Origin of the sequence: Egbenema bharatensis FJBBOT/2019 (assembly GCF_048077055.1) — a bacterium.
Classification (GTDB): domain Bacteria; phylum Cyanobacteriota; class Cyanobacteriia; order Elainellales; family Elainellaceae; genus Egbenema; species Egbenema bharatensis.
The window spans coordinates 7,262,036-7,276,355 of record NZ_CP182236.1 but is presented as its reverse complement, the minus strand read 5'-3'; the positions used below and the strand labels follow the sequence as shown (position 1 = coordinate 7,276,355).

Here is a 14,320-nt window from a genome sequence, read left to right as displayed (position 1 = left end):
GGGCGGAGGGCGGAGGGCGGAGGGCGGAGGGCGGAGGGCGGAGGAATATTTAGTGTGCCCATTTATCTCTTTGGATGGGCTGAGGGGTTGGGGGAGTTATCTCTGCCGATACAGAGGAAAGCGATCGCCCGCTGAGTATGATGCGAAGACGTATCATTTTGTTGATGGCTAAAACACCCCGTTTGGGTTGTCCGAAGATTCATGTCCATTCCGTCCGAGCTAAATCCCCCCTCCTTGCAGAAGCTGTCACCCTCTGAGGCTGCTGTGCAGTTTCAAGACCTGTCGTTTCAGGAGCAAATAGTGGCGTTGCAGGATCTGTCGCCGACGATCGCCCTTGAGCTGTATCAGAATTTGAGGGAAGATCAGCAGCAGCAGTTGGTGCAGCACCTTCGCCAGAGTTCGCTGGGAGCCATTTTGTCGCAGCAGGAATCGGGGAACGGAGACAATAGCCCTCAAGGTTCTGAGTCTAGGGAGCCGATCGATCAGGAAACAGACTACTTTCAGATCAGCGTGTTGCAGCGGGCGGCGAAGCGAATTGTATGGTTGGTGGTTTTGCTGCTGGCAAATACGGCTACAACGGCTGTAATTCATGCCCAGGAAAGTGTCCTGCAACAGGTCGTTGCTTTGGCCGCCTTTATTCCCTTGTTGATTGGCAGTGGGGGCAATGTCAGCACTCAGTCTGCCACCGTGATTGTGCGGGCCCTGAGTCAGGAAGAAGTGAATTGGCGAGTCAGCCTGAAACGAGTTGTTGAACAAACGTTTGTATCGATTCTGCTGGGGCTGGTATTGGGAGCGGTCGTGACCGGAATTGCAATCGTCCTGGAGGGAGAATGGGATGTGGCGATCGTGATCGGTATTAGTCTATTTGCGGTTGCTGTGATTGCTGCGGTTTCAGGTTCTATTTTGCCCTATTGCTTTAAGGCACTGGGTTTTGATCCAGCCCTGATGTCTGCTCCGGTCAGCTCTGTGGTGGTTGACATTCTCGGAGTATGGGTTTACCTGAAATTTGCCCGGTGGATGTTACATCTGACGTGATGCCATCCCAATTCTTGCAGAAAGCTGCTGTAAGGGCGCACAGCAGTACGCCCCAACCGGGTACGCTATCTTGCATACCTCTAATTAATTACGCAGTCACCAACTCAGGTTCCGGTCGCTTGCTGTTGCGAATGCCTGAAATTGCTTCAGCATAGTCCTTGGCACCAAAGACCGCAGACCCAGCGACGATCGCATTGGCTCCCGCTTCCAGGACCTGCCAGGTGTTGTTCCCCTTCAATCCGCCATCCACTTCAATCCAGGGATCGAGGCCGCGCTCATCGCACATTTGCCGCAGCTTACGGATTTTGGGAACCACAGCGGGAATGAAGCTTTGGCCGCCGAAGCCAGGGTTCACGCTCATGATCAGGATCAAGTCGCATTCTTCCAGGACGTACTCGATCAAATCCAGCGGCGTGGAAGGATTCAGCACAACACCAGCTTGTTTGCCCAGTTCTTTGATTTGACAAAGGGTACGGTGCAGGTGAGGAGAGGCATTGTGCTCTGCATGAACCGAAATGATGTCTGCTCCGGCTTTGGCAAAATCTTCAACGTATTTCTCCGGCTCCACAATCATCAGGTGGACATCCAGAGGCTTTTGGGTGTGGGGACGAACTGCCTTGACAATCAGGGGGCCGATCGTGATGTTGGGTACGAAACGACCATCCATCACATCAACATGGATCCAGTCGGCTCCAGCTTTGTCAACGGCCTGAATCTCTTCACCTAAACGGCTAAAATCTGCCGATAGAATGGACGGAGCAATTACGGTCTGTTTAGTGGATTGGCTCATGGGTATTTGTACTCTCCTGCTGCCTGTCTTGTAATTAGTTTAACAAAGTGTGTTGTTGTCCCAATACCCGATGATCCCCGGAATCGTCGAAATCAATGATGAATTTTGCATGAGTTCATCGCCAATAGTTTGAGATGGCTTGAAATGAATAGATTACTCTGGAGAACTGCATGAATCGGTGGCTGAAACGGCAATGGTTGGGATTGGTTTGTGGATTGATTTGTGCGGTACTCGCTTCCCCACTGGTATCTCCAGTTTTTGGACTATCGGTTTCCATTGGGGAGGATGGCATTCAGGCATCGGTACTGCATCAGCCGCCTTATAACTTAACGGGACGAAAAATTGCGATCGGCCAGGTGGAAATTGGTCGTCCGGCACTCTTCGGGCTAGACAAAGCTGGGGCAACCAACCGGGCAGTACGTCCCAATCGGTTATTTTTCCGGGATTCCCAGGCGGAATCAGATACCCTGGTCGATCGCCATGCCGCCAGTGTGGCCAGCGTGATGATCAGCCAGGATAAAACCCTGACGGGGGTAGCCCCGGATGCAGTCCTTTATGCAGCGGCCATTGGGCTGGAGGATCGGAGTGAACAACCCGAAGAATGTTTAGCGTTACAAACTTTGGCAATGCAAAATGGGGGAGATCTACGGGCCATTAACTACAGCTTTGGCGAATCCCTCGATCGAGATCCCCGGCCCAATGCCGTTTTAGATGGCAATGCGCTGTTGACTCAATGTGTGGACTGGTCGGCCAGAGTCCATGATGTGCTGCATGTGGTGGCAGGAAATCAGGATCGGGGGGCTTCCCCATTCCGACTGACACCTTTAATGGGATGGTGATTGCTAATTCAATGTCGGTGAATGGTCGCTTTACCAGGGTGGATTTTTCCAGTTTAGGCAGTGAACCCACCGTCGTCCCTGGACGAGATCCATCCAGCGAAAGTAATGTTGGAGCGCGTCGGTCTGTGGCCCTCGTTGCCCCTGGGAGCAATTTGCAAACCATCACCCCAGATGGTGAAACCGCTGCACCCGCCTCAGGGACGAGTTTTGCTGCACCCCATGTGGCAGCGACCGTGGCTTTACTTCAGGAATTTGGCGATCGCTCGATTCGAGAAGTCGTCCAGTCATCCCGTGATCCTCAGGAAACCCACTGGGGTCTGGATGCTCGTCATCAACTGGTGATGAAAGCAGTCTTAATGAACTCGGCTGACAAAATTGAAGATAACGGCAATGGCCTACACCTGGGCATGACCCGCACCCTGCGAAGCCCGCGGAACCGTACCTGGTTGGAGTCTGATGCCTACGAATCGACCCATTTGCCCCTGGATGCTGACCTGGGAACCGGGCACCTGAACGCTTTTCGTGCCTATCAACAATTTAGTCCAGGACAGTGGCAGCCAGGGAGAATTCCGGCGATCGGCTGGGACTACCGCACCGTCAGTTTACCGACCGATCGATCGGAGCAAGCCCCTCGGCAACACACTGCCCCCTATCGAGATTACTTTTTCGATGCGCCCCTGAAGCGGGAGAGCTTCATTTCAGCCACCTTAGCCTGGGATCGGGTTGTAGACCTGCAAGATCAGAACAACAACGGACAATACGACGTTGGGGAATCCTTCGTCGATCGCCACCTGAATGACCTGAACCTTTACCTGATGCCCGCCCTAGCCAACGATATCAGTGAAGCCATTTGGGCCTCTAACAGTCCTGTAGATAGCGTCGAACACATTTTCTTCCAGATTCCCCAAACCGGACAGTACAAACTGCGGGTTGTGTTCGATGAACAGGTGAATGAGCCAATTCAGCCCTATGCGCTGGCGTGGTGGAGCGTTGAGGAGTGAGTGAGGAGTGAGGAGTAAGGAGTGAGGAGTGAGGAGTGAGGAAGTAGGAAGTTCCTTTGTTGCGCCTTCATGCTTCCGCCTTTCTTCTCTCTTGTGGGGTGGGCAGCGTTCGACTGAGCTTTCGACCTGAGCTCAAGCCGAAGGGCTCAAGCCGAAGTCTTGCCCGCCCGTCAACGAAGCAGAATCATTGCCCAGATTATTTAACCTGCGATCCTGAGTCTAGAGAACTCCCTACCTGTCCTCAGCTACAATACCTGTTTGCAGACGATCGCAGGGAAGGATTATGGACTACCGGGAAGCTGGGGTAGATGTTGAGGCAGGACGGGCGTTTGTTAAGCGGATTCGTGGGCTGGTGGAAAGCACCTATCGACCTGAAGTTTTGGGAGGGTTGGGGGGATTCAGCGGCTTTTTTCAGATGCCGACGGGCTACCGAGAACCTGTGCTGGTATCGGGAACGGATGGAGTGGGAACGAAGCTGAAGCTGGCGCAACAGTACGATCGCCATGACACTGTAGGGATTGATCTGGTGGCGATGTGTGTCAATGATGTGTTGACCTGCGGGGCTGAACCCTTGTTTTTCCTGGATTATCTGGCGACGGGACAGCTCAATTCGGATCAACTGGCCCAGGTGGTGACGGGAATTACCGCAGGTTGCCGCACTGCGGGTTGTGCTTTGCTGGGAGGGGAAACGGCAGAAATGCCAGGTTTTTATCAGCCTGGAGAGTATGACCTGGCGGGATTTTGTGTTGGCATTGTGGAACGCAGCGAGATTCTGGATGGATCAAAGGTGGCGATCGGGGATGTGGCGATCGGGTTGGCCAGTGCCGGAATTCATAGCAATGGTTACAGCTTGGTGCGGAAAGTCGTGGAGCGATCGGGGTTAGCTCTCAGCGATCAGGTAGAACTGCTGGAGGGCCATGCTTTGGGAGACGTATTGCTAACTCCAACCCGAATTTATGTTCAGCCTATTTTGTCAGCACTGCGGGCAGGTCTGGACATTCACGGGATGGCCCACATTACCGGGGGGGGGTTGCCGGAAAACTTACCGCGCTGCTTGGCGGAAGGTCAGTCGGTACAAATTGATCCCCATGCCTGGGACACACCCTCTGTGTTTGAGTGGCTGGCGACCATTGGATTTATTAACCCGGTGGAAATGTTTAATACCTTCAATATGGGCATTGGATTTGTCCTGTTTGTCCCGCCGGATCAGGCTGAGACAACGCTGCAATGGTTCGGTGAGCAAGAGCTTCAGACCTGGGCGATCGGTGAAGTGATTGCGGGGACAGGGGAGCTAATTTTATCGGGAATCTCCGACTAGATACTGGCTCCAAACATTTCGCGTATTGGTGATGAAGTTTAGGGCACAAGTTGCGTGAAACCCCTGTGAGAGAATAGCCTTCAATTAGGTATTCTGACCAGTAACTATACTTAGTCATATGCTATTGTGCCCTCCTTCCGTGCAGACTCATTCATCATCAGGGATTCCGTCTAATCATCTAGATCTGGCAAGCGTGCCTTCCACCGATTCCGAGCAGGGTGCGGATGGTGCGAAATTTGTCTTGATGATTCAGCCAATGAATTTACAAGGCTCGATCTGGCAATCTATCCTGCGATCGCAAAGTATTTCCGTGATTTGGGAAGCGGCAGATGTCAACCTGGCGGACAGCCTGGATCACTTAAAATCAGCGGATTTTTCCCTGCCTGATTTAATTTTGATTGATACCCGAGTCCAGACGTTTAACCCTTATACTTTCTGCCGCTGGTGCCGCGAACACTATCCTGAGATCAAAATCGTCCTGGTGAATGGAGCCCAGCGGGAGATCATTCCCTCCGAGCGGGAATGGGCAGTTTTTCAAGGGGCAGCCGACCTGTTTCCCCGATTTCGCAAAGATGCATTGGTCAGTGGAGCGGTTAACCGCATGAGGCGGATTTTGGATCTATTAAATTGTCCCACTCTCAATCAGGGAGCCTTAGTCTCAGCCCTGTTAACCATTCAGCGTCTCGCTAATCATAAGGAAGCGCAAAATTCTTCTGAATCCTTCGATCGCAGCTCATTTTCCAAACATCTTTAAAGACGGTTGAGCCGAGTCACTGCTGAGTCACTGCCGATCAACTATTGAGTACAGTCAACTATTACGTTGAATACAATCAACTGTTAAGCACCATAAACAGTCCGATCGGCTGATCCATCCCTATGAGATCATAAAGATTATCAACGGTGATTAACGAAGTTTTAAAAAATGACACAAAATCAGAAGTCAACGGTTGTTGTCACAGGGGCTTCTTCTGGGGTTGGTTTATACGCTGCAAAAGCCCTTGCTGCCAGAGGATGGCATGTCGTAATGGCCTGTCGGGATTTGAAGAAAGCGGAGGATGCAGCCCAAACCGTCGGCATTCCCAAAGATAGCTATACCCTGATGCATATTGATCTGGGTTCCTTAGATAGTGTGCGATCGTTTGTCGATACCTTTCGAGCCAGTGGTAAAACCCTGGAGGCATTGGTTTGTAATGCTGCGATCTATAAACCCTTGCTGAAGCAACCGGAGCGATCGCCAGAGGGTTATGAGTTGACCATGACTACCAATCATCTGGGGCATTTCTTGCTGTGCAACCTGATGATGGATGACCTCAAGCGTTCCCCTGCGCCAGAAAAACGGGTCGTGATTTTGGGTACGGTGACACACAACCCTGATGAACTGGGGGGTAAAATTCCGCCCCGTCCCGATTTAGGGAACCTTGAGGGCTTTGCGGCGGGATTCAAAGACCCGGTCACAATGGCCGACGGTAAGAAATTTGAACCCGTTAAAGCCTACAAAGATAGCAAGGTGTGTAATGTGTTGACCATGCGGGAAATGCACCGTCGCTACCACGATTCCACGGGGATTGTCTTCAGTTCGCTCTATCCCGGATGCGTGGCCGATACGCCTCTGTTCCGCAACCATTACCCCCTGTTCCAAAAACTCTTTCCCCTGTTCCAGAAGCACATTACGGGCGGCTATGTGTCTCAGGAACTGGCCGGTGAGCGAGTAGCTGCGGTGGTGGCTGACCCAGCCTACAACCAGTCTGGAGTTTACTGGAGTTGGGGAAATCGTCAGAAAAAGGATGGCAAATCCTTTGCCCAACGGGTATCTCCCCAGGCCCGGGATGATGAAAAGGCGGGACGGATGTGGGAGTTGAGCGAGAAGCTGGTGGGGTTGGCGTAAAACGATCGACTCATCGCCTACAGTCTCATCGATCGGTTCGGCTTCTAATCAGTATGAATCTACAACGATGAGGGGGTGCTGAACTGCCCCCTCTTTTGTCTTGCTAGTTGTAACTGCTCAGCCAAAAGGAATTCGGATAAACTGGGGTTTCAGCGTAAAATACCTTCAGTTCTGCCTGATCTCGTTGAAGTTCAGCACTATTCCCCTTGGGATAGGTGCTAAGAATCACTCAAGCAGACAAAATTGATAGCCATAGAATATTTTTTTGGATGTTATCGGAACGTTGAGGTGAAAGCAGGTCGCAATATGCAAACCAACCGCGCCATTTTCCCCAAGTTAGTGTTGCTGCTAGTGATCGTGAGTATCCCCGTTGTTTCGCTCCCCGTTCAGGCGGAGGGGATAGCGGCTAACACGCCAGATTTAAAGATTGTTAACCCAGAAATTACTAAACCGCAAAGGGTTGATCTGAACTCCGACTTCACCGCTTCACCGCCGATCGCACCGCAGGTCAATCTTCCTCCCGACCTTCCTTCCGATATTGCTTCAGGTGCAAGCTCAGATCCTGCCACCGGATTTCCCTGGATTTTGTTGCTGTTCGTGGTTGTGGTCATTGGGTTGCTCCGCTGGCTCACTCAACGTAACCTCAAAGGTGAATCCACTGCATCCATTCCCGAAATCACTTCAGAACCGATTCCAGAGCTGATCCCAGAAGCCATCTCAGAACCGATCTCAGAACCGATCCCAGAACAAAATTTAGAAGATACATCTACTATTTCAGCGTTTGCGCAGGGAATGGCATTGTATGAAGCTGGCAAATTCACTGAAGCGTTGATGGAATTCGATCGCGCCTCCTCACAGTCAGACAATCCAGAGTTATGGGCGGTAAAGGGTTATGCCTTGTTTCAGTTAGGACGGTTAGATGAAGCGTTGGCCGCATTCAATCGCACTACGGATCTCAAACCAGACTTTGCTGAAGTGTGGGCGACTAAGGGGAATCTCCTGATCCGGCAGGGTCGTTTAGAAGAAGCCATTCCCAATTTCGATCGCGCCTTACAAGTCCGAACAGACTTACCCGCCGTTTTTGCTAGTAAAGGGAATGCGCTATTTGTGCTGGGTCGGCTGGATGAGGCCCTGGATACCCTCAACCGCGCCACGGATTTGCAGCCCAATTTACCAGAAGTCTGGGTAAGCAAAGGCACCGTGTTAACCTGTCTCGCTCGCCGTGAAGAAGCGATTCCTAACTTCGATCGCGCCATTGATTACCGACCGAATTTGCTGGAGTCCTGGACAAGTAAAGGCTATACGCTAATTGGTTTGGGACGACTTCAGGAGGCGATCGACAGCTTCAACCGCGCCACTGACCTGAATCCAGAGCTAGCTACTATTTGGGTGACGAAGGGCAATGTGCTGGTGGATATGGGACGACTAGAGGAAGCCATTGCCAATTTCGATCGGGCGATTCATTACAATCCCGATTTACCCGAAGCCTGGGCAGCTCGCGGAGGGGCCCTAATGGGCTTAGGACATTACGATGCAGCCCTCCATAACTTCGATCGGGCCGTAGAACTGAAATCTGCTTTCCCTGATGCCTGGATCAGTCGAGGGGATGCGCTGATGCGGTTAGGACGAGCTGATGAAGCCAGAGACAGCTTTGCCAGAGCCAATGGGGGCTGATTCCGTAACCCTGAGTCACTCAGCGCACATCGTTGCTTTACAATCCTGCAACAAGCCGTTATGATTCTCGTGATGTATGGCGCGATATGGATGACTCGATCGTCCACAAAGTTGATTCATTAAATCCTTGTGGGTTGACCCGGTTGAGATTTCCGATCGTCCTTTGGCAATACAGCAGTGGACAAATTTCCAGGCTGTTTATTTTAACTCCTTGATTAGACGCTCCTGAATCTGAACACTCCTTGATCTGCTTGCCACGCTCCTTAGGATTGTGAATTGGATAACCTGTCAATCATTCCGCCTGATTAATTGGGCGGGCAAGATGCCCACCCCACAGGAATTTTAGATTATTCAATTTGCATTCCTTAATCTGCTGGTTAGCTTGTTCATCTATCACTGAATCTTAGAAGTGAGGTAAGTATGGAAGGTTGTGTTGTTACAGATCTCAAGGTTCATAGCAAGAAAAATTGCTTTGTCCTGAGTCCTGAGCAAATGCAAAAAATTCAGAATGAGGTTGCCGTTTCAGTGCCTCTGGAGCCAGGTATTAACATTGTCAAAATTAGAAGTGGCGCGTTTAGCTATCGAACTGTGGACGGGACGGTGGCTGAACCCTTGGTGCTGCTCTGGATTTACGGTGGCAAGGTGACGAACCAAAAAACGGAAGTGGAAGTAGGAGCAACCTGGTCTTCACTGAACGGTTATGATGACACGTTGACCCTAAATGTGAAGGAAAAGGCAACGCTTTGTGCCTTCTTTTTCGATACTTACCTTGAGGACAATGAGGGAGAAGTTTTTCTGTCCGTTGTGCGAATTTAACAATTGAAGTTGAGCTGTAATAGATCTTAAATTCCAAATCTTAAGTCCGGTCTTAAGTTCGGTATTTCAGATCTCTTTGCAGGCTTCAATCCGCATTCTTTTCCATTCAAGATCTTGATGAGGGAATGAGTAGCTTTGGTGTTACTCAGTTTCCTGATTTAGATATTGTTGATTTGGGTAAGGTTTGTCAAAGTTGTCCTAACGTTTCGATTCAGATCAGTTTCTGGACGATCGCAATAGATCATCCAGTAGACCATGTAGTAGATCATCCAGTAGACCATGCAGTAAACCATGCAGTAAACGATCGCAACAAGGGTAGGAATGCTGTTCTAAAGTATTCGTTGCGTCTGTATTGAATTCCGCATTTAATCGTTACTGCGCTGCCTTCGTTGAAGCGTCAGAAAACAGGGAACGCTAGCGAGGGCAATGAATGGTTCAGCTGTGTCGAATCAGCAATCCTTGAAGCGGTTCAAACCGCCTATGCTCCTATCGGTTCCCGATGGACGCTGCTCCACTTTAATACCAAAGCAGATTCAATAAGCCGAGGCAATGACTATGCCGTATTCTAAGCTGCACCATAGAAAAACATTGACCCATCTTTCGATCGCCTTACTGTCCCTCACAGCAGCGTCCAGAGCGATCGCCATTGCGCCCCTAACGGAGATCCCTTTACTGGCGCAGGCTCCCTCTCCAACCAGTTTTCCCGTACCCAGTTCCATTCCGGAAGGGTCGATGCTTCGGGTTGATGGTTCCACCAGTATGCAAGTGGTCAACACAGCCCTGAAGGAGCGATTTGAACAACAGTTTTCTGAGATCACCGTTACCCTGGATGCCAGCAGTACGGATGAAGCTCTGGCCGCCTTGCAACGAGGGGAAATTGAACTGGCGGCGATCGGCCGACCTTTGACAGAGGCGGAAAAAGCGCAGGGATTGATTGAAGTTCCCATTAACCGCGAAAAGATTGCCATTATTGTTGGGGCGGACAATCCATTCAATAGCAACCTGACTTTTGAACAATTTGCCCAGATGTTTCGAGGTGAAATCACCGACTGGTCAGAAGTGGGCGGGCAGCCCGGAGCCATTCGGTTTATCGATCGCCCGGACTACAGTGATACGCGCCTTGCCCTGAGCAAATACGATGTGTTTGAAGGCATTCCGTTTGAAACCGGGCCCAATGCCGTCCAGGTGGCGGACGATGAAACACCAACGGTCATTCGTGAACTGGGTAACGATGGCATCAGCTATGCAGTCGCCAGTCAGGTGCTGGGGCAGGAAGATGTTGTGACCATTCTGCCGATGCACGAAACCTTGCCCGATGATCCCCGCTATCCCTACTCCCAACCTCGTGGCTATGTTTATCGGGAAGGTGCCCTAAGCCCAGCAGCACAAGCATTTTTGGGATTTGCCACCTCTGAACCGGGACAGGAAATCGTTGGGGAGGCGATCGAAACGGAAGCCGCAGGGGTTCTTCCCCCTGGAGGAACTGCGATCGAGGGCGTTGAGAAAGCGGGAGCTGACCCTGAAGCTGCAGGTACAACCCTCGAAACGACTGAGGTTTCCCCGGATGCAGTGGCTGGCGCGGCCGCAGGAGGAGTGTCTCCCAACCCCGACGCTGACACGGCCCTGGTTCCGTCTACTGGCGCAGATGGAGCCGCTACGACCGGACGGGGTGGATTTCCCTGGTGGCTATTGGGCATTCCAATTTTAGGTGGCTTGCTCTGGTGGTTATTCAAAGGGCGGGAGACCGTTCCTCCGGCAGCTACAGCGGCCACCCCTCCAGCGGTAACTCCTCCAGTGGCTACCCCTCCAGTGGCAACTCCTCCAGCAGCAGCAACGGGGACAGCGGTTCCGTTAGGGGCAGCAGCCGTTGCAGGAGCAGCCGTTGCAGGAGCAGCCGTTGCAGGAGCAGCCGTTCTTCCCACCAGAGATAGTCGGATTATCTTGACTCCCCGCAATTGTCGAGATGCCTATGCCTACTGGGAAATTCCGGATTCCGTCGCCCGCAATTTGCCAAACAACCGATCGCTCAAACTTCGTTTATATGACGTGACGGATATTGAACTCGATCGCCAGTCCGCCCATAGCATGGAGGAGTTTGACTGCATTCCGGGAGAATCGGATTTGCACTTGCCCATTGCTGTAGACGATCGAGATTACCGGGTTGAATTAGGATACACCACGACTGATGGGCAGTGGGTGAAGTTGGCGCAGTCGGATCAGGTTCGGGTTCCAGCCTGTCCGCCCGTTACAGGCAGCGATGGGATTAAAGCCGCTGCTGCGTTGGGAGGGGTTGCCCTGGCAGGTGCAGCCGTTGCCAAAACAGCCCTACCGCCCGAACCAGTGGCAGCCGTTAATTCAGTTCCAGCATCAATTCCTCCGGCAGTCGTTCCTCCAGCAGGGGCGATCGGTGAGAGCCGCATGGTGATCACGCCCTATGACCCAAAGAATCTCTATGCCTATTGGGAAACACCAGAAAGCCACCGAGCGAATTTGCGGGCACAGGGTGGACAGGAACTGCAACTGCGGCTCTATGATGTCACTGATGCTGATGTTCCTGAGGTTAATCCGGGTGCCCGTTCAGTCCACAGGGTTCAAGTGTTTGAGTTAGATGATCAGGCAACCGATCGCCACATTCCGATTACGGTTCCCGATCGGGTGTACCGAGCAGAAGTTGGCTATGTGGATAATGATGGCAAGTGGCTGATGTTGGCCCGTTCCAACACAGTCAAAATGGCAGAGGTTCCGGCAAGGGCAGCAGGTGTTCCAGCTGCGATCATCGGCAGTGCGGCAGTCCTGGCAACGGGAGCAACGGCTGCAACGGGAGCAACGGCTGCAACAGGTGCAACGGCTGTTACTGCCTCAAAATCCCCTGCCATTCCCCCGACGATGGACAGTGCCGAGCCTGGATGTGCGATCGCTAATATCCGCGTCCACAGCAAGCACAATAGCTTCCTGTTGGATCAGGAGCAGATGCAAAGACTTCAGGATGAGATTGCGACATCGATCGAGCTGGTGCCTGGAAGTTACATCGTTCGGATTAAAGAAGGTGCGTTTAGCTACCAGAACAGTTTGGTGGATGAGGCGGAACCTCTGGTGTTGCTATGGATTTATGGTGGCAAGGTGATCAACCAAAAAACGAGCGTTCCAGTGGCGGCAACCTGGTCAACCTTAAATGGTTACAACGAAACGCTGAACCTGGGTGTGGTTGAGCCATGCCAGCTCTGTGCCTTCTTCATTGATACGCATCTGGACGATAATGATAGCGAAGTCACCCTTTCAGTGATTAAGCTTTAGGGATGCAGATTTGATACCTGAAACCCTTGTGGGGTGGGCATCTTGCCCGCCCAGCCAGGTTCCCTAACCCATCCGCCGATATTCACCCTCCGCCACCCGCTTTAATCGCCGCAATTGGGCTTCCATGTCTTGCTTTGTCCACTGGGATGCAAATGTTTGGAATCCATAGCGAACGATCGGATTGGGAATTTTGAACTCAAACCGATTGGTTAACTTAGTGCCCTTGAGGTTGGGATAGCACTCCCAGCGATCGCGCCCTTCAAAAAAACCGCGAAACTCCCAGACAATTAGACCGGGTGCTCGTTCCACCACTTTACTGTTGAGGGTAGGTTGTAGAACCGGCACCTGAATCACAAAGCGACTTCTACCGCCCAAGTCGGTACTCCATTCGCCAATGGGTTCACAACGCAGAGCGGGGTTTAACCATCGATGCATCAGGGACAAATCGGTGATGCAATGCTCAACTGCCGTTGCACTTGCTTTAATTTGAATCGATTGTTCAAAAACTTGGGAAGCCATTCTGAGCCGATACTAGTTTGAGCTGACAACAAAGTCCTGAGAGCATTTTAGCGGGTTTCAATTTGCCATCACTGCTCACTCAACGTCCCATCCTCCAAGCCAAGCACGCTAGGATCAATGAGTGTTACCCATCCTGGACTCAGTAGAGGTGAGATATGCGTTCCTCCATTTGTTTGAGTTTGGCAGTTGCGGCATCTTTAACCCTTGGGGCGATCGGGTTGCCTGTGCGATCGACTCAAGCTGTGGAATTGCAGGATGGTCAGACTTACTTTGTCCGTCCACCGATGTTGGATGACATCACGACCACCCAAAATACAGTCCTGGCGTGGCGACCCACCTACTACTTTACGCTCACCATGTTTGAGGATGCTGGGGAATCCCTGGGACGGGTAGAAATTAGCCAGCGAGATGGCTCCAGTGCCGCCCGACTGATTCGCTACTCTGAAGACACGATCGCCTTTGAAGGTACGCCTCGCAATCGCGGCAATGAGATTCCTGTCCGAGAAACTCGCTTCGATCGGGAGAGTCAAACCGTTACAGTCATTTTTGATTCCCCCGTTCCACCCGCAACAGTGGTCACTGTAGGACTGAAACCGCAACGAAACCCGCGTCTGAGTGGCGTTTACCTGTTTGGGGTGACTGCGTATCCAGAAGCAGAATTTGCTGCGGGGCAGTTTCTCGGCTATGGACGACTGAGTTTTTATGGTCGAGAAAATCGTCGGTTTCCCTTCTTTTAGGGACGCAAATTAAATAACTCCGATTTTTTCTGTACGGGCGCACTGCTGTGCGTCCCTTGTGGAGATTAAATTTTCAATTTTATTTAATCCGCGTTCCTTAGGATTGTGAATTAGATACCCTGTCCATCACGCTGCTTTGTTGACTGGGCAGGCAAGACTTCGGCTTGAGCCCTTCGGCGTGAGATCAGGAGTTCGGCGAGGCTCACTCGAGCTGTCGAACGCTCAGTCGAAACGCTGCCTACCCCACAAGAATTTCGCTTATTCACTTTGCATTCCTTGGAAAGCACATGGCGATCGGGCGATCGGACTACGGGCAGGCAAGATGCCTGCGCTACGGAGGACTGGACGCAATGTTTCTGTGCTTGTAGCTCTTAGCACATAGAAATCGCCGATAGTAGACATAAGTTTTCAA

At 51.7% G+C, this 14,320-nt stretch carries 13 protein-coding genes; 10 read left to right on the top strand and 3 right to left on the bottom strand.

Features of this window, described 5'->3' with window-relative positions; all coding sequences use genetic code 11:
- Window positions 1–201: 201 nt before the first annotated feature.
- On the top strand, window positions 202–1,035 hold the full coding sequence (locus ACM1PF_RS33830; protein WP_416670914.1) for a magnesium transporter: 834 nt from the start codon (window positions 202–204) through the stop codon (window positions 1,033–1,035).
- A gap of 88 nt (window positions 1,036–1,123) precedes the next feature.
- On the opposite strand, the gene rpe is transcribed toward ACM1PF_RS33830, so the two are convergent.
- Entirely contained in the window at window positions 1,124–1,825 is a 702-nt protein-coding gene (gene rpe / locus ACM1PF_RS33825) for a ribulose-phosphate 3-epimerase (RefSeq protein WP_416670912.1), read from the bottom strand.
- Between the two features lie 170 nt (window positions 1,826–1,995).
- Between rpe and ACM1PF_RS33820 the strand changes: the two genes are divergently transcribed.
- The 8 genes from ACM1PF_RS33820 to ACM1PF_RS33785 all read left to right on the top strand — a co-directional run bounded on the left by ACM1PF_RS33820 (window position 1,996) and on the right by ACM1PF_RS33785 (window position 12,652).
- On the top strand, window positions 1,996–2,664 hold the full coding sequence (locus tag ACM1PF_RS33820; RefSeq protein ID WP_416670910.1) for a S8 family serine peptidase: 669 nt from the start codon (window positions 1,996–1,998) through the stop codon (window positions 2,662–2,664).
- Window positions 2,658–3,665, top strand: coding sequence for a S8 family serine peptidase (locus ACM1PF_RS33815; RefSeq protein WP_416670909.1), 1,008 nt, complete (start codon window positions 2,658–2,660; stop codon window positions 3,663–3,665). The genes ACM1PF_RS33820 and ACM1PF_RS33815 overlap by 7 nt, the downstream gene beginning before the upstream one ends.
- Before the next feature lie 283 nt (window positions 3,666–3,948).
- On the top strand, window positions 3,949–4,983 hold the full coding sequence (gene purM / locus ACM1PF_RS33810; RefSeq protein ID WP_416670907.1) for a phosphoribosylformylglycinamidine cyclo-ligase: 1,035 nt from the start codon (window positions 3,949–3,951) through the stop codon (window positions 4,981–4,983).
- Between the two features lie 193 nt (window positions 4,984–5,176).
- The gene (locus ACM1PF_RS33805; RefSeq protein WP_416670906.1) at window positions 5,177–5,737 is read left to right on the top strand and encodes a response regulator; all 561 of its coding nucleotides are present in this window, start codon (window positions 5,177–5,179) and stop codon (window positions 5,735–5,737) included.
- 168 nt (window positions 5,738–5,905) lie between these two features.
- On the top strand, window positions 5,906–6,868 hold the full coding sequence (locus tag ACM1PF_RS33800; protein WP_416670904.1) for a protochlorophyllide reductase: 963 nt from the start codon (window positions 5,906–5,908) through the stop codon (window positions 6,866–6,868).
- Between the two features lie 306 nt (window positions 6,869–7,174).
- Complete coding sequence (locus ACM1PF_RS33795; protein ID WP_416670903.1) at window positions 7,175–8,542, top strand: tetratricopeptide repeat protein; 1,368 nt, start codon at window positions 7,175–7,177, stop codon at window positions 8,540–8,542.
- A 492-nt stretch (window positions 8,543–9,034) separates the two neighbouring features.
- The gene (locus ACM1PF_RS33790; protein WP_416670902.1) at window positions 9,035–9,358 is read left to right on the top strand and encodes a hypothetical protein; all 324 of its coding nucleotides are present in this window, start codon (window positions 9,035–9,037) and stop codon (window positions 9,356–9,358) included.
- Between the two features lie 555 nt (window positions 9,359–9,913).
- Window positions 9,914–12,652, top strand: coding sequence for a DUF4912 domain-containing protein (locus ACM1PF_RS33785; RefSeq protein ID WP_416670900.1), 2,739 nt, complete (start codon window positions 9,914–9,916; stop codon window positions 12,650–12,652).
- Between the two features lie 63 nt (window positions 12,653–12,715).
- Here the strand turns inward: ACM1PF_RS33785 and ACM1PF_RS33780 are convergent, their stop codons facing one another.
- A complete protein-coding gene (locus ACM1PF_RS33780; RefSeq protein ID WP_416670898.1) occupies window positions 12,716–13,171 on the bottom strand; it encodes an SRPBCC family protein in 456 nt (151 codons plus the stop codon).
- 155 nt (window positions 13,172–13,326) lie between these two features.
- Here ACM1PF_RS33780 and ACM1PF_RS33775 point away from each other — a divergent pair, with 155 nt between their 5' ends.
- Window positions 13,327–13,908, top strand: coding sequence for a DUF2808 domain-containing protein (locus ACM1PF_RS33775; protein WP_416670897.1), 582 nt, complete (start codon window positions 13,327–13,329; stop codon window positions 13,906–13,908).
- 258 nt (window positions 13,909–14,166) lie between these two features.
- On the opposite strand, the gene ACM1PF_RS33770 is transcribed toward ACM1PF_RS33775, so the two are convergent.
- A complete protein-coding gene (locus ACM1PF_RS33770) occupies window positions 14,167–14,310 on the bottom strand; it encodes a hypothetical protein (RefSeq protein WP_416670896.1) in 144 nt (47 codons plus the stop codon).
- Window positions 14,311–14,320 lie beyond the last annotated feature (10 nt).

Coding starts and splice junctions, on each gene's coding strand:
- ACM1PF_RS33785 (WP_416670900.1), top strand. CDS start 9,914: ATGCCGTATTCTAAGCTGCACCATAGAAAAACATTGACCCATCTTTCG.
- ACM1PF_RS33780 (WP_416670898.1), bottom strand. CDS start 13,171: ATGGCTTCCCAAGTTTTTGAACAATCGATTCAAATTAAAGCAAGTGCA.
- rpe (WP_416670912.1), bottom strand. CDS start 1,825: ATGAGCCAATCCACTAAACAGACCGTAATTGCTCCGTCCATTCTATCG.
- ACM1PF_RS33815 (WP_416670909.1), top strand. CDS start 2,658: ATGGTGATTGCTAATTCAATGTCGGTGAATGGTCGCTTTACCAGGGTG.
- ACM1PF_RS33795 (WP_416670903.1), top strand. CDS start 7,175: ATGCAAACCAACCGCGCCATTTTCCCCAAGTTAGTGTTGCTGCTAGTG.
- ACM1PF_RS33800 (WP_416670904.1), top strand. CDS start 5,906: ATGACACAAAATCAGAAGTCAACGGTTGTTGTCACAGGGGCTTCTTCT.
- purM (WP_416670907.1), top strand. CDS start 3,949: ATGGACTACCGGGAAGCTGGGGTAGATGTTGAGGCAGGACGGGCGTTT.
- ACM1PF_RS33830 (WP_416670914.1), top strand. CDS start 202: ATGTCCATTCCGTCCGAGCTAAATCCCCCCTCCTTGCAGAAGCTGTCA.
- ACM1PF_RS33790 (WP_416670902.1), top strand. CDS start 9,035: ATGCAAAAAATTCAGAATGAGGTTGCCGTTTCAGTGCCTCTGGAGCCA.
- ACM1PF_RS33820 (WP_416670910.1), top strand. CDS start 1,996: ATGAATCGGTGGCTGAAACGGCAATGGTTGGGATTGGTTTGTGGATTG.
- ACM1PF_RS33770 (WP_416670896.1), bottom strand. CDS start 14,310: ATGTCTACTATCGGCGATTTCTATGTGCTAAGAGCTACAAGCACAGAA.
- ACM1PF_RS33775 (WP_416670897.1), top strand. CDS start 13,327: ATGCGTTCCTCCATTTGTTTGAGTTTGGCAGTTGCGGCATCTTTAACC.